A 14101-nucleotide genomic window follows, 5' to 3' on the forward strand; every position below is an offset into this window, starting at 1 on the left:
AATGGCTAAACGTTGCGCAAGAAAATGCGGGGCATAGTGATATTGGTACTACAATGCACTATCGACAGGTTGCTCAAACCGATCGATTTGAAGCGACCCACTTGCTGTCACTGAAAAAGAAAGTATGTTCGAAAAATAAGGATAAAGCATAGATACCGATCCCCCAAATCATTTTAAATGCCGTTAATGCTAAGAAATAGTAGTCAACGCTTGCAAACTCATTCTCCTGATGCTTGCCAGGCGTTGACCACAAAACTGTGAGCCGTTAAATCGATAGTGACGACTGAATTTCAAAACTCAACTTTGTCTCGGTTAAATACTGTGGTATAAATTCCTTTATTATTCAGCGTAGAATGAATAGTCATTGGGGCGTGTTGATAATTCGCGATGCGGGTCGTCGCGAATGCTCAATCTGCCCTGCATTGAACGGTAAATCACCAGGAGATAACTATGTTACGGAAAACCTTACCTTTGTTTATTACCACCTTACTGTTTTTAGCCACTTATGCCTTTGCTAATCCTACCGTGTTAATTGTTTATTACAGTGCCTCTGGTGAGCAGGGCAAAGTGGGGCAAATGGCACAGGCCGTGGCTTCTGGCGTGAAACAAGTGGCGGGAGTCGACGTTAAACTCTTACCCGTCAGTGAAGCAAAAACCAGCGATCTCGATGCCGCTCAAGCTATTATATTGGGTACTCCCGTTCATCATGCCGATATGGCGTTACCTATGAAAGAATTTATTCATCATTGGCCCATTCAGGATCATCATTTTGCCAATAAAATTGGGGCGGTATTTGTGAGTGGCGGTAAAGTGGCAGCCGGTTTAGAATCCACCCAATTAGGCCTCATTCGCTCGATGTTATTATTTAACATGATTATTGTCGGCGGGAATGATTGGCACAATGCCTTTGGTGCTTATGCCATTGATTCCTTACCGGGTGGAAAAGATGCGCCGAAAACGGCGGTTGATGATCATTATTTAGATAACGCCAAAGCCCTCGGACAACGAGTAGCGGAATTAACGCTGAAAATAAATAAATAAACTTCAATCATCGCCCGTTGTCTCACTACATACGGGCGATGATGATTTCATTTATTTTATCGATTGTAATACTTGATTAAATGCCGCCGCATAATTTTCGTGACACTGCCGATAAAACGATTCAGCCATTAAATTTTTTCGCCACGTGGTTAACGCCGAATAAACCGTTAAATCGACTTCACACATCTCACACACATCCAATGCCGCAATCATCGCCAGATCAGCCAGAGTAATCGTTGAACCTGCTAAATAGGTTTGCTTTTTTAACTGTTGTTCAACAATCGGTAAATTTCTTGCGAGGAATTGATAACCATCTTGGAGTGAACGTTCATCTTTAGGTATTGAGGTAAATTTATAATAATAGGTATTAAACATAATCTTACTGGTAGGAACTGCAATGTGTTGACTGGCATAATCCAACCATTGATCGACGATGGCACGCGCCTGCAAATCGCGGGGATATAACGAAGATTGCTTTTTATCGGCCAAATAACGAATAATCGCATTACTTTCACTTAAACCAAAACCGTCATCAATAATTGCAGGAACTCGACCAAACGGATTAATTGCTAAAAATTTTTCTGATAAATGTTCACCTGCGCTTAAATTAATTATTTTAAACTCGTAAGGAATTGCAAGATAGTGCGCGACAAAACGTACTTTGCTCGTCGGGGAAGATAAAGGATTACCATAAATAATTAACATAGCGGCTCCAAGATAGGATTAAATTTTGTCAAGGATAATTAATCAGACAAAAATAAGCAATCGATTTACAGTAAGGTCGATTAATATTGGGTAATTAAATGGGTTTACATTAAATGATTACCATGCGGTAACACCACTAACGCACCCCAAAAACTTACCATCTGTTTTAAAGTATTTTGATATTCTTGGCTATCAAAAGGTTTTACTATATAACCACTTGCATAATGCTCATAAGACTCCAGAATATCTGCAGGTGCTTGTGAGCTGGTTAAGACAATCGCAGGAATAGATTTTAACTGCGGATCGGCTTTAATTTTACTTAACAGTTCTTTGCCTTTCATGCGCGGCATATTCATATCTAAAAAAATTAAATCGGGGGTAATGGCATTGGCAAAATCACCATTTTTATATAAAAAATCCAAGGCCTCTGCCCCATCATTCACCACATGTAAATGACAGGGAGGTTGTGAATTCTTCAATGCCCAGCGTGTCATTTCGACATCCCCTTCATTGTCTTCTACCAATAAAATTTCTAAAGGTAAATTAGTATTTAATGCTCCGCTCATAAATTTCTTGTGCCTCCCTCATGAATAATAAAATAAAATTTTGTGCCTTCATTGGGCGTAGATTCGAACCAAATCTTACCTCCACAGAGTTCAATAAATTTTTTGCACGTGGATAAACCAATCCCTGTTCCAGGATATTGCTCTTTACGATGTAAACGTTGAAAAATTGCAAATACTTTATCGTGAAAACGTGGATCAATACCAATGCCATTATCCTGCACGCAGAATTGCCAGGCGTTTTCTTGTGGTTCAGCAGTAATTTTAATGGCTGGCTCCGTGTTATCTATCTGAAATTTTAAGGCATTGCCTAATAAATTTTGTAATAACACTCGCATTAAAGTCGAGTTAATTTCGATGGTGGGTAGGGTGCTCCATTCGATATGCGCGTGCTTTTGCTCAATGACTGGCGCAAATTCCAAGAGCACTTCCTGCAAAACTTGCTCACAATCAACGGTTTCTAATTGGATTTCTTCGCGGCCAATCCGTGAAAATATTAAAATATCTTGAATCATTTTATGTAAATGTTGAGCACCAGCGATAATATAATGAAAAAATTTCTTGCCATCATCATCGAGCTTATCTGCACAATGCTGCTCTAAAATTTTAGCATAGCTATTAATCATTCGAACTGGCTCTTGCATATCATGAGAGCAAATATAGGCAAAGCGCTCTAATTCTTCATTTGATTGCTGCAAAATGGTATTCAAACGTAGAATTTCTTCTCGTTGTTTATAGAGATCAATATACATTTTCACTTTGCTTTTTAAAATTTCGGAATTGATGGGTTTGAAAATATAATCTACCGCACCAATCTCTGCTGCTTGAGTTGCATATTTTTCTTCTTTACTGATTGCAGTAACAAAAATTATGGGAATATTTCGCATGGCTTCGTGTTCTTGCATCAGCATCGCAACCTCAAATCCATCCATTTCCGGCATTTGCACGTCTAGCAAAATAACGGCAAATCGGTAACGTAACATCAGCGATAACGCTTCATTACCTGATGATGCCGTAAAAATAGTGGTAGGTAACGATTTTAGTACTTTCTCTGTCGCTAACAAATTTTCTTTGCGATCATCGACGATTAAAATATTAGGTGTAATTTCACTCTTGAAACCCAATGCGATTTTATTTTTTGCAAATTCGTTTACTGATTTCATATTTTTTCTCCCTGATTGAGTTGCAGCAATAACTCTGGTAATTGCTCAAGGGAAACCACATAATCTACAATAGTCATTTCTAAGGCTGCTTGTGGCATGTAAAAAGATTCTGCTGTTTGGGGATTTTGCACGATAGCACAACCACCATAATGCTTAACTAGACTTAAACCCCGCGCACCATCGGCATTGGCTCCGGTTAAAATAATCCCTATGAGCTGATTGCCATAGGTGTAGGCGGCACTTTCAAATAATAAATCAATCGAAGGACGCGAAAAATTGACTTTTTCATCCACCGATAAACTGAATGTTTTATCCGCTTCAATTAATAAATGATATCCAGGAGGAGCAATGTAAATTGTCCCACTGTGAATGCTTTCATTGTGTTCAGCTTCTTTGACCGGCAACTGAGCGATACTATTTAAAAAATCAATAAAATACATATCTGATTGTTCATTAACATGTTGTACTATGATAATGGGTAACTTAAAATTAGCTGGAAATGAAGGCGTTAAAAATTTCAATGCCTCAAAACCGCCAGCAGACACGCCAATGACTATCGCTTCAAACATGACTCACCTCAATTTTGCGATAGATTTTTTGCCGACTTTCGATAGGTGAATATTTTTTGTTAACATCAGTAAAGTTAAGACTCTCTTTTGATCCCAGGCATAAAAAACCACCGTAGCGCAAACTTTCGGTAAATAAATTCAATACACGGTTTTGCAATATTTTATCAAAATAAATTAATACGTTTCGACAGATAATTAAATTCATTTCACCGAAAACCCCATCGGTTACTAAGTTATGATAAGAAAATGTAATGCGTTCTTTCAAAAAATCTTTTATTTTTGCTAAATCATACGCACTGCTATAGTAGCTCGATAATTGCTTAGAACTATGGGTTTTTTGATAGTTGTTATTATATTCAGTCATTTTCGCAATAGGATACACACCCTTTTCAGCTATAGCTAACGAATTTTTATTAAAATCTGTGGCATAAATGCGCGCACGATCGAGAAAATTTTCTTCATGCAATAAGATTGCCATCGAATAAACCTCTTCGCCGGTGGCACAACCAGCATGCCAAATTTTAATAAAAGGAAAGGTTTTTAATAATGGAATAACTTTCTCACGCAGTGCTAGATAAAATGGCGGATCGCGAAACATTTCGGTCACGGTAATCGACATACTGCGGAGGAAAAAATCGAAAAAATCCTCATCGTGTAATACTCGATCCAGCAATTCCGTGAGGCGTGAAAATCCTGCTTCCTCACGCATATATTCTAAACGACGACGTAAGGATGCTTGCGAATAGTGAGTAAAATTATATCCCCAACGAGCATGTATCCCTTTTATAATCAAATCAATTTCAATTTGCTCAATATTATTTTTTAACATCACGCCACAGCCTCCTGCTTAAAGAGCCAGACACGTAATAGTGTTAGTAAACGATCGGTATCAACTGGTTTAATTAAATAGTCATTTGCTCCAGCGACAATACAACGCTCTTGTTCTTCCGGCATAGCACGAGCGGTGAGCGCGATTATAGGAATATTTTTCCATTGTGAATTTTGTCGAATTTCTTGCATGGCTTGATAACCATCCATTATCGGCATCATGATATCCATGATCACTACCTCAATCGATTTTTCCTCCACGAGTTTCTCCAATGCCATTTTGCCATTATCGGCAATCACCACATTCATGCCATGTTTCTTGAGTAATTTAGAGAGAGCAAATGTATTACGTAAATCATCATCAACTAAAAGTACGGTACGATTTTGTAATACACGATCGGGATCATGTTGCAGGCGAATAATGGTTTGTTGATCTTGGCTTAACTTGGATTCAACACTGTGTAAAAATAAAGTAACCTCATCTAATAACCGATCAGAAGAACTAGCGCCTTTAATGATAATACTATTCGTATAACGATTTAAATAGCGATTTTCATCTTCTGTTAATTCTTTTGCAGTATAAATAATAATTGGTGTAGGATTTTCTGCTTGAAATTCCTTTTCAAACGCTGCTAATAATTCCGCGCCTGTCATATCCGGTAGTTTGAGATCGAGAATAACACAATCAAAGCGCGCGGAACGCATCTGGCTTAATGCAGAATTTCCACTACTTGCAATGTTGATTTCAACTTCTTTGTGTTTAAGCAAACTTTGAATGGCCATTTGCGTATTCTTGTCATCCTCGACTACCAGTATTTTTTTCAATTCAGAATGAATAATATCTTCTATACGAGAAAAAACTTGATTCATTTCTTCGGCCGCGACCGGTTTGGTTAAATAACCAATCGCCCCCATACGTAAAGGAGCTAGACCATCTTCAGTATCTACGCCGGAAATAATATGAACAGGTATATGGCGCGTTTTTAAATTTTGTTTGAGTTGATTTAATACTTCCATACCATTCATATCGGGCAGTTTTAAATCTAAAATAATTGCGGTGATAGGATATTCGCTAGTCAATAAAATTCCGCTTTTACCATCACCTGCAGATAGACATTTGTAACCATGCTTACGAGAAATATTAATTAAAATCTCAGCGAAATTACGATCATCTTCAATGATTAATATCACTTTATCTCCGGTGCGAATGGATTTTCTATCATCATTAATAAATAATTTTACTGCCGCTTTAGGCGCTAATTCGGGACTTATGGCTTTTGGTTGTGAGGTAATTACGGCAAATGGTATATTCTCTTCAACAGCGGATTTTTCTTCTGAGAATTTTGTAGGCAAATAGAGAGTAAAAGCACTACCTTGATCTTTTTGACTTGCAACATGTATTTCACCACCTAACATGTGCGCAAATTTTCGTGCAATGGTTAAACCTAAACCTGTGCCACCATAATGTCTATCGATAGAACCATCTTCTTGTTGGAAGGCTTCAAAAATATCTTTTAATTTATTACTTTCTATACCAATGCCGGTATCACTCACCGTAAATGCTATAACATGGTTGCCAAGCAAAGAGGTTCTTTGTAATTCAGTTTCATTTTTGGGTAGATGGATATTTAAGGTCACTGCACCTTTTTCGGTGAATTTAAAGGCGTTAGACAGTAAATTTTTTAAAATTTGTTCGACACGTTGACTATCGGTAAATATAGTTTTTGGTAGAGTTGGATCTAACTCTAGTTTAAATGCAACGCCAGATTCTTTGGCAATCGGATCAAATTGCTGCGATAAATCTTTTATCATATCCGCCAAATACACATCTTCGGGCACTAAAGTGAGTTTTCCTGCTTCTACTTTCGATAAATCTAAAATATCATTAATTAATGACAGTAATTCCAAACCTCCATTATGGATAACACGCGCTTCTTCTACTTGTTCCTCCGTTAGATTGCCTTGTTCATTGCTGGCTAAACTGCGTGCTAAAATCAGCAAACTGTTTAAAGGGGTGCGTAACTCATGCGACATATTCGCCAAAAATTCTGATTTATAACGATTAGAAAGCTCAAGCTCGCGCGCTTTATCTTCCAACATTTTTTTACTTTCTTCTAATTCGGCAGATTGTAATTTAATCCGATTGTTTTGCTCTTCGAGCGCCCGCGTTTTTTCTTCCATTTCTTCATTAGCGGATTCTAATTCTTCTTGTTGCGTTTTTAACTCTTCTTCATTCCGTTGTAATTCTTCTGCTGTTTGCCGTGTTTCTTCCAGTAATTCTTGAGTACGCATGCCCGCACTAATGCTATTAATAATCACTCCAATATTAAAACTGGCTTGCTCTAAAAATGCGAGATGATTTTCTGAAAATTCATTAACACTTGCCAATTCAATCACGCCCACTAAACTATTTTCAAATAAAATCGGCATCAATAGTAATTGTGTAGGTTTACTTTCTCCTAATCCCGAAGAAATTCGTAAATAGTTGGATGGAATATCACTAACCAGCATTTTTTCACGGCAACGTGCACAACTCCCCACTAAGCCTTCCCCCCAACGAAACATCCGCGGTGTTGTGTGTTGATCCGCATCTTTAAAACCACATGCGCCAATAAAAATTAATGTTTCGGCGTCTCCCTTATCCTGTTTTCGGGCAAAGGTACTACTAATATAAAATACTCCAACTTGCGCATTGACAATGGGGGTTAAGACTTGCATTAAACTATTGGCAAAACCGCTTAGCTCTTTAAATCCTAATAAACTACGTGCAATCGTTACTAAATTTCCTTTAACCCAATCTTCTTCGCCCTTTTGTTTCATCATTGCTGTAAATTCTCGCGACAATATACCAATTTCATCCGGGGAATCAGTGGGAAGTTCAATATTTTTTTCTCCGCGACGATAACGCACCACGGCATCTGCGACACGATTTAATGGACGGATTAAAATTCTTAAGAGTAAAATAGCCACAATCACCGCCAAGAATGCCACAATAGCACTAAATACAATCCCTCGGGTTTCTACTTCATTAATTTTACTAACAATGGTTGAATAGGGTGCTTGGACTATAATTCCTAAATAGTTTTTAGGATTTAATGGATCATAAAAATATTTTTGAAATGCATAAACCTCCCCAGAGATTTCTTGAGGAATAAATGTTGCATGTACTTGATTAGAATGATTCATCACCGGAATTAACCAGGAATTATCTTGCTGCACTCGTCTATCGTGTTTTAAATCGGTAGCAAATAATTTAGATTTATCTGGATGTAATAAATAATCACCACTACTATTAGTAATATATAGAGTCCGACTCTCTGGTAATTGCTGTTGGATATCTTGCAAAACCAAACCTAGGTTCATGGTAATTAAAATAATCCCAAACGGTTCTTTTTCTGGCGTATAAATGGGGATACCAGTTTGCAATACTAACGTGTGAGGTAATACAATTTTTCCATTTTGTTTTGCAAGACTGGGTTCCGATAAATAAACTTCACCCGGAATTAATCGTAAGGCATCTTGAAAATAGCGCTCTTGAAAATTTTGCTGTAATTTGCTGCTGGTAATACGCTCAATTCGATTACCAAATCGCTCGATGGCAATAAGATCTTGTCCATTATTTTTAACACCAATAAAACGAATTTGTTGATAATCTTTACGCGTGCTTAACATTTCACTAAACGTCACCGCCAAACGGTTATTTAATTGTTGTGTGCTTAAACCATCTATAGGATCCACTCCATTGTGTAAACTCGCCCGTACTAGAGCGGTTGTTGACGATAATTTTGATAATAATTCCGCATCGGCTTTCAATTGTTTAATTTCGCCACTCAACGGATAGCGAATATAATCCGTCTCATTTTCTAGATTCGCTAGCGCACGTTCTGTTAAAATTTGACGACTACCATGCACATATACTTCATTAATCGCAAATGCCGTTAACAGCACGGCGCCCATCACTAACAAGGATAACTTTGAAAGTATGGAGAGTTTAATGCGCATAACATCACCTAATTTACTCGGTCAGCTTCACCTGTTTATAGACAGGTTAAAGAGCAAGTTCAACCATATAGCGTACGTGTGTTCGGAAAATTGCCTTAAAATATATGAAAATCAGCAGCTTGCTAATTAATTAAATTTGTAGAAAAATTTCATAAAAATGACGCCAGACCAATAAGGCCGATGAAAAGCGTTCAACGTCATTACGTTAGCTATGAGTTGATTGAGGATAAAAAGTTCAGGCTGTTTATAAGGAATACACTTGGAAGTCCTAAAACATTCACGTTACAATAGCCGCTATGAAATCACCATTTATTATACCTCGCGAACAACACACCCTATCACGCCGTAATGTCAGCGAAAATGCGTTGAAGGTATTGTATCGCCTAAAAGAACATGGGTTTGCAGCTTTTTTAGTCGGCGGCAGCGTGCGCGATTTATTATTAGGCCGCACCCCAAAAGATTTTGACGTCGCCACCGATGCAAGACCGGATGACATCCGCAAAATTTTTCGCAATTGTCGCTTGATTGGTCGGCGTTTTCGTTTAGCACATATTCATTTCAATCAAGACATTATCGAAGTTGCCACATTTCGTTCAAATGCAGCGAGTAGCGACGATGATCGTTCCACCAGCGAAAGTGGCATGATCTTGCGCGACAATGTTTATGGAACCATGGAAGAAGATGCTTGGCGTCGCGATTTCACGATTAATGCTCTCTACTATAATATCGCAGATTTCAGTGTCGTGGACTATACCAAAGCGATGGAAGATTTAAAACACGGCATTGTGCGGTTGATTGGCGAACCCGAACGACGTTACCGCGAAGATCCGGTGCGCATGTTACGAGCCATTCGCTTTTGCGCTAAATTAAATATGCAAATGCACCCAACAACGGAAGAGCCCATTTATCGCTTACAACATTTACTCAGTGAAATTAGCCCGGCGCGTTTATTTGAGGAAACTTTAAAATTATTTCAAGGTGGTGCGGCATTAAATACCTATCGTTTATTGCGTCAATATCATTTATTTCATTTTTTATTGCCGTTAACCGAAGACTATATTCAAAAAAATCCAGATTATACTGTTTTATTAGAAACTGCTTTTACCAATACCGATAAACGCATTAGTGAAGATAAACCCGTAACACCGGCATTTTTATTTGCGGTTTCCTTGTGGGGTCCCTTGCAAAATGCACTAAAAGAATTTCAACAACAACATAGCGCGTCGCAAGCCATGGATTTAGCTATCGAAAAAATTCTTAAAATTCAAACGCGCTCCATTACTATTCCACGACGTATTTCCAGCATGATGATCGATATCTGGAAATTGCAATATCGTTTACCGAATTGTCAAGGCTCCCGCGCGTGGCGTATTTTATCGCACCGTCGTTTTCGTGCCGCTTATGATTTTTTAATGATATTAGCCACCCACGACAAAACCTTAGAACCCTTAGCCAATTGGTGGACCGAATTTCAAGTTGTTTCTACTGAAGAACAAAAAAAGATGACGCTGCAAGTGCCAAAGCTTCAAAGCGCTCGCCCGCCGAAACGTAAAAAAGGATAAGCTATGATCCGCACCTATATTGCTTTAGGCAGCAATTTAGATAATCCACTTCAACATATTAATAACGCTTTAATTGAATTAAAAACCCATCCCAGCTTAATTCATATTCAAACCTCAAAAATTTACCGCAGCACACCGCTGGGGACAGTCAACCAGCCTGATTATATTAACGCAGTCAGTTGTTTTGACACTGAACTCAGCGCCCATGATTTATTAACTGTTTTACAACACCTAGAATCACAACATGGACGTACTCGTAGCGATGCCGTACGCTGGGGACCTCGCACCTTAGATTTAGATATTTTATTATACGGTGATCACATTATTCATTCCCCTTGTTTAATCATTCCACATCCAGAAATGATGAAGCGTAATTTTGTTCTTTATCCATTGGCTGATATAAATCCTGAGTTAATCTTTCCAGAAGGACAACAACTCAGTATAGTGTTAGAAAAAATTTCCCAAGATGGTTTAAGCATTGTCAGTAATGAACAAGGAGTACATTCATAATGGCAACTACCTATTCCAGTAAACCTCATTCAAACCATTGCTATTTGGATGAACAGCAATATCAGTCGATGTATAAAAATTCATTAGACAATTTGCAATCGTTTTGGGATGAAATGGCACGACAACATATCAGTTGGTATCATCATTGGGATGTAATTTTCGACGGTGATTTTCGTAAAGGCGAATTTGCGTGGTATGAAGGGGGAAAATTAAATGCCTGCTATAACTGTGTTGATCGGCATTTACCCGATCACAGCAAAGATATTGCGTTAATTTGGGAAGGCGAAGATCCCAGTCGTGTTAAAATTTATACCTATGAACAGCTTTATCAAGAAGTCTGTCGTTTTGCCAATGTCTTAAAACGTTATCGCGTTAAAAAAGGCGATAGAGTTTGTATTTATTTACCGATGATCCCCGAAGCATTATTTGCCATGTTAGCTTGCGCACGTATTGGTGCTGTTCACACCGTTATTTTCAGTGGTTTTTCTTCATATGCCTTACGCGATCGCATTTTAGATGCTGAGGCAAAAATCATTATTACTGCCGATGGCGCACATCGCAATGGTAATATTTTACCGTTAAAACAAAATGTCGATGTCGCATTACAAGCATGTCCTGATGTAGAACGCGTGATTGTGATCAGTCACACCCAGCAAACGATTTTATGGCGACTTGATCGCGATGTTAATTACAATGAATTGCGCACCCACGTTCATTTAGATTGCCCGTGTGTAGAAATGGAAGCTGAAGATCCGTTATTTATTCTTTACACTTCCGGTTCGACAGGGCGACCCAAAGGTGTGGTTCATACGACAGGGGGATACATGACCTATGTGGCGTGTACCTTTAAATACGCGTTTAATTATCACCCGGGTGATGTTTATTGGTGTTCTGCGGATGTTGGTTGGATCACAGGTCATTCTTATATAACCTATGGCCCCTTTGCCAATGCTGCTACTGTTTTTATGTATGAAGGCACGCCCACTTATCCCGATCCCGCACGCACGTGGGAAATGATTGATAGGCATCACATTAATATTTTTTATACGTCACCTACTTTAGTGCGATCATTACGGAAAGAAGGCGATCGTTATGTCACCCGCACCAATCGCCGAAGTTTAAAAATTTTAGGGTCGGTTGGAGAACCTATTAATCCCTCGACCTGGGAATGGTTTTATAATGTGGTCGGAGAAAAATTTTGTCCGATTATCGACACCTGGTGGCAAACAGAAACCGGCGGCTTGATGATTAGCCCATTACCAGGATGTGGGGTATTAAAACCGGGTTGCGCTTCTCGTCCATTTTTTGGAATTGAAGTCGATATTTTAAGTGATGCGGGTGGATTAATTAAAGGCGAAGGCGTGGGAAATCTGGTCATTCGTCGCGCCTGGCCGGGTATGGCACGCACTATTTATGGCGATCACCGCCGCTTCGTCGATACCTATTTAAAACGTTTCGCCGGATGCTATGCGACCGGCGATCGCGCGAAGCGTGATAATGAAGGTTATTATTGGATCATGGGACGTTCTGATGATGTGATTAATGTTTCGGGTCATCGTTTAGGTACTGCTGAAGTAGAATCGGTCTTGGTTGCCCATGAAGTAGTGGCGGAAGCTGCGGTGGTGGGTGTTAATCATGAAATTAAAGGCCAAGGCATTTACGCATTTATTCAACCCATGACGCACGATACTCCCGATAATCATGCCATCACCGAATTAAATCAATTATTACGTCAGCAAATTGGCCCCATTGTGCAATTAGATGTCGTGCAATGGGTATCCGCACTCCCCAAAACCCGTTCAGGAAAAATATTACGTCGTATTTTGCGCAAAATTGCTAATAATGATTTAGGCGATTTAGGCGATACCTCGACACTTGCCAATGAAAGTATTTTGACGGAGTTAATGAATAATCGCAAAGAAGTCGTCATTAAGAAAAAATGAAATCAATATAAATCACATGCGCTAATTTTCGATTAAGACATGGCGTTTTTTGATAATTCTGAAGATAAATCAAACCCTCATGGCTCAAACATCCATTTTCGCAGACCTACTGATGCAGCAGCTGTTCAGCGACGCTCGTGCACACTGATTGCAAAACAAACTGAACTTTGCGATGATCGCAGCACGACAAAAATCCAATTGAGTAGCAAGCTGTGGTCAATAAATTAAAATCCATTCCCATTGTGGTTGAAAGTGGGCATAAATATCAAACCCCGCAGGGGTTTTCTGCGGTAAAAAATGGGATCAGCCATAAATTTGCCCCAGAAACATCTGTAGTTGAACGTAAACCCAGTTGGTTAAAAATTCGCTTACAACATTCTCCCAAATACGAACAATTAAAAACCATGGTGCACGATTTAAAGCTCAGTACGGTTTGCGAAGAAGCCCATTGTCCGAATATTAGCGAATGTTGGTCACATGGCACAGCGACGATTATGTTAATGGGTAGTGTTTGCACGCGTGCTTGTCGCTTTTGTTCCGTTGATACCGGAAATCCGCGGGGCTGGTTGGATGAACACGAACCTGAAAAAACAGCTCAAACCGTGGCAGCAATGAATTTGGTCTATGTGGTATTAACCTCCGTTGATCGCGATGATTTAGCCGATGGGGGAGCCGCGCATTATGCAAAAACCATCCGCGCCATAAAAATGCGCTGCCCAGAGACGAAAGTAGAAGCGTTAACTCCCGATTTTTCCGGCAATACTTCTGCTATCGATATTTTATTAGCCAGCGGCATGGATGTCTTTGCTCAAAATGTGGAAACCGTGGAGCGTTTAACTCATCCTGTTCGTGATCCGCGCGCAAGTTATTGGCAAACGATTGAATTACTGCGTTATGCAAAGCAAGCCAAAAGCGATGTGATTACGAAAACCAGTTTAATGTTGGGTTTGGGAGAAACTCAAGCAGAAATTTTACAAACCATGGATGATTTACGCCACGCCAATGTCGATGTCTTAACCCTAGGGCAATATTTACGTCCCACCTATAATCATTTGCCAGTTGAGCGCTATGTGACTCCTGAAGAATTTCAATTTTATCGTGAAATTGGGTTAAAAAAAGGTTTTTTTGAAGTGGCATCCGGGCCATTAGTGCGCTCGAGTTATCGCGCCGATCGCATTTTTCAAAAAGATAACTTAGGACTCACTCACGATTAAC

Annotated in this window: 12 protein-coding genes; 6 read left to right on the plus strand and 6 right to left on the minus strand. The window is 39.2% G+C overall.

The features are described 5' to 3' along the window. Both KIT27_08735 and KIT27_08740 read left to right on the plus strand, forming a co-directional pair. Window positions 1-152 (plus strand): recombinase (locus KIT27_08735; protein ID MCW5589731.1); only part of this gene is annotated, 152 nt, incomplete at its 5' end. Window positions 153-450: 298 nt separating this feature from the next. Beyond that, a complete protein-coding gene (locus tag KIT27_08740; protein ID MCW5589732.1) occupies window positions 451-1041 on the plus strand; it encodes a flavodoxin family protein in 591 nt (196 codons plus the stop codon). Between the two features lie 51 nt (window positions 1042-1092). Here KIT27_08740 and KIT27_08745 read toward each other — a convergent pair whose 3' ends face one another. The 6 genes from KIT27_08745 to KIT27_08770 form a co-directional block, all read right to left on the minus strand. Beyond that, window positions 1093-1746: a glutathione S-transferase family protein gene (locus KIT27_08745; GenBank protein MCW5589733.1), complete on the minus strand. Its 654-nt coding sequence runs from the start codon at window positions 1744-1746 to the stop codon at window positions 1093-1095. Window positions 1747-1850: 104 nt separating this feature from the next. Further along, entirely contained in the window at window positions 1851-2312 is a 462-nt protein-coding gene (locus KIT27_08750; GenBank protein MCW5589734.1) for a response regulator, read from the minus strand. After that, window positions 2309-3472 carry a response regulator gene (locus KIT27_08755; GenBank protein ID MCW5589735.1) on the minus strand — a complete coding sequence of 388 codons (1164 nt, stop codon included), beginning with the start codon at window positions 3470-3472 and terminating at the stop codon, window positions 2309-2311. The genes KIT27_08750 and KIT27_08755 overlap by 4 nt, the downstream gene beginning before the upstream one ends. Next, the gene (locus tag KIT27_08760) at window positions 3469-4041 is read right to left on the minus strand and encodes a chemotaxis protein CheB (GenBank protein MCW5589736.1); all 573 of its coding nucleotides are present in this window, start codon (window positions 4039-4041) and stop codon (window positions 3469-3471) included. The genes KIT27_08755 and KIT27_08760 overlap by 4 nt, the downstream gene beginning before the upstream one ends. Then, window positions 4034-4870, minus strand: a complete 837-nt coding sequence (locus KIT27_08765) for a protein-glutamate O-methyltransferase CheR (GenBank protein MCW5589737.1) — start codon at window positions 4868-4870, stop codon at window positions 4034-4036. Before KIT27_08765 ends, KIT27_08760 begins: the two co-directional genes overlap by 8 nt. Next, entirely contained in the window at window positions 4870-8871 is a 4002-nt protein-coding gene (locus tag KIT27_08770; protein MCW5589738.1) for a response regulator, read from the minus strand. Before KIT27_08770 ends, KIT27_08765 begins: the two co-directional genes overlap by 1 nt. Before the next feature lie 296 nt (window positions 8872-9167). On the opposite strand from KIT27_08770, the gene pcnB reads away from it, so the two are divergent. The 4 genes from pcnB (at window position 9168) to lipA (ending at window position 14100) form a co-directional block, all read left to right on the plus strand. Further along, window positions 9168-10433 carry a polynucleotide adenylyltransferase PcnB gene (gene pcnB, locus KIT27_08775; protein ID MCW5589739.1) on the plus strand — a complete coding sequence of 422 codons (1266 nt, stop codon included), beginning with the start codon at window positions 9168-9170 and terminating at the stop codon, window positions 10431-10433. A gap of 3 nt (window positions 10434-10436) precedes the next feature. After that, window positions 10437-10943, plus strand: a complete 507-nt coding sequence (folK, locus tag KIT27_08780) for a 2-amino-4-hydroxy-6-hydroxymethyldihydropteridine diphosphokinase (protein MCW5589740.1) — start codon at window positions 10437-10439, stop codon at window positions 10941-10943. Then, complete coding sequence (acs, locus tag KIT27_08785) at window positions 10943-12886, plus strand: acetate--CoA ligase (GenBank protein MCW5589741.1); 1944 nt, start codon at window positions 10943-10945, stop codon at window positions 12884-12886. Before folK ends, acs begins: the two co-directional genes overlap by 1 nt. A gap of 212 nt (window positions 12887-13098) precedes the next feature. Continuing rightward, entirely contained in the window at window positions 13099-14100 is a 1002-nt protein-coding gene (gene lipA, locus KIT27_08790) for a lipoyl synthase (GenBank protein MCW5589742.1), read from the plus strand. Window position 14101 lies beyond the last annotated feature (1 nt).

This window comes from Legionellales bacterium, from assembly GCA_026125385.1.
In the GTDB taxonomy this organism is placed as follows: Bacteria; Pseudomonadota; Gammaproteobacteria; order JAHCLG01; family JAHCLG01; genus JAHCLG01.

Coding starts and splice junctions, on each gene's coding strand:
- KIT27_08740 (MCW5589732.1), top strand. CDS start 451: ATGTTACGGAAAACCTTACCTTTGTTTATTACCACCTTACTGTTTTTA.
- KIT27_08745 (MCW5589733.1), bottom strand. CDS start 1,746: ATGTTAATTATTTATGGTAATCCTTTATCTTCCCCGACGAGCAAAGTA.
- KIT27_08750 (MCW5589734.1), bottom strand. CDS start 2,312: ATGAGCGGAGCATTAAATACTAATTTACCTTTAGAAATTTTATTGGTA.
- KIT27_08755 (MCW5589735.1), bottom strand. CDS start 3,472: ATGAAATCAGTAAACGAATTTGCAAAAAATAAAATCGCATTGGGTTTC.
- KIT27_08760 (MCW5589736.1), bottom strand. CDS start 4,041: ATGTTTGAAGCGATAGTCATTGGCGTGTCTGCTGGCGGTTTTGAGGCA.
- KIT27_08765 (MCW5589737.1), bottom strand. CDS start 4,870: ATGTTAAAAAATAATATTGAGCAAATTGAAATTGATTTGATTATAAAA.
- KIT27_08770 (MCW5589738.1), bottom strand. CDS start 8,871: ATGCGCATTAAACTCTCCATACTTTCAAAGTTATCCTTGTTAGTGATG.
- pcnB (MCW5589739.1), top strand. CDS start 9,168: ATGAAATCACCATTTATTATACCTCGCGAACAACACACCCTATCACGC.
- folK (MCW5589740.1), top strand. CDS start 10,437: ATGATCCGCACCTATATTGCTTTAGGCAGCAATTTAGATAATCCACTT.
- acs (MCW5589741.1), top strand. CDS start 10,943: ATGGCAACTACCTATTCCAGTAAACCTCATTCAAACCATTGCTATTTG.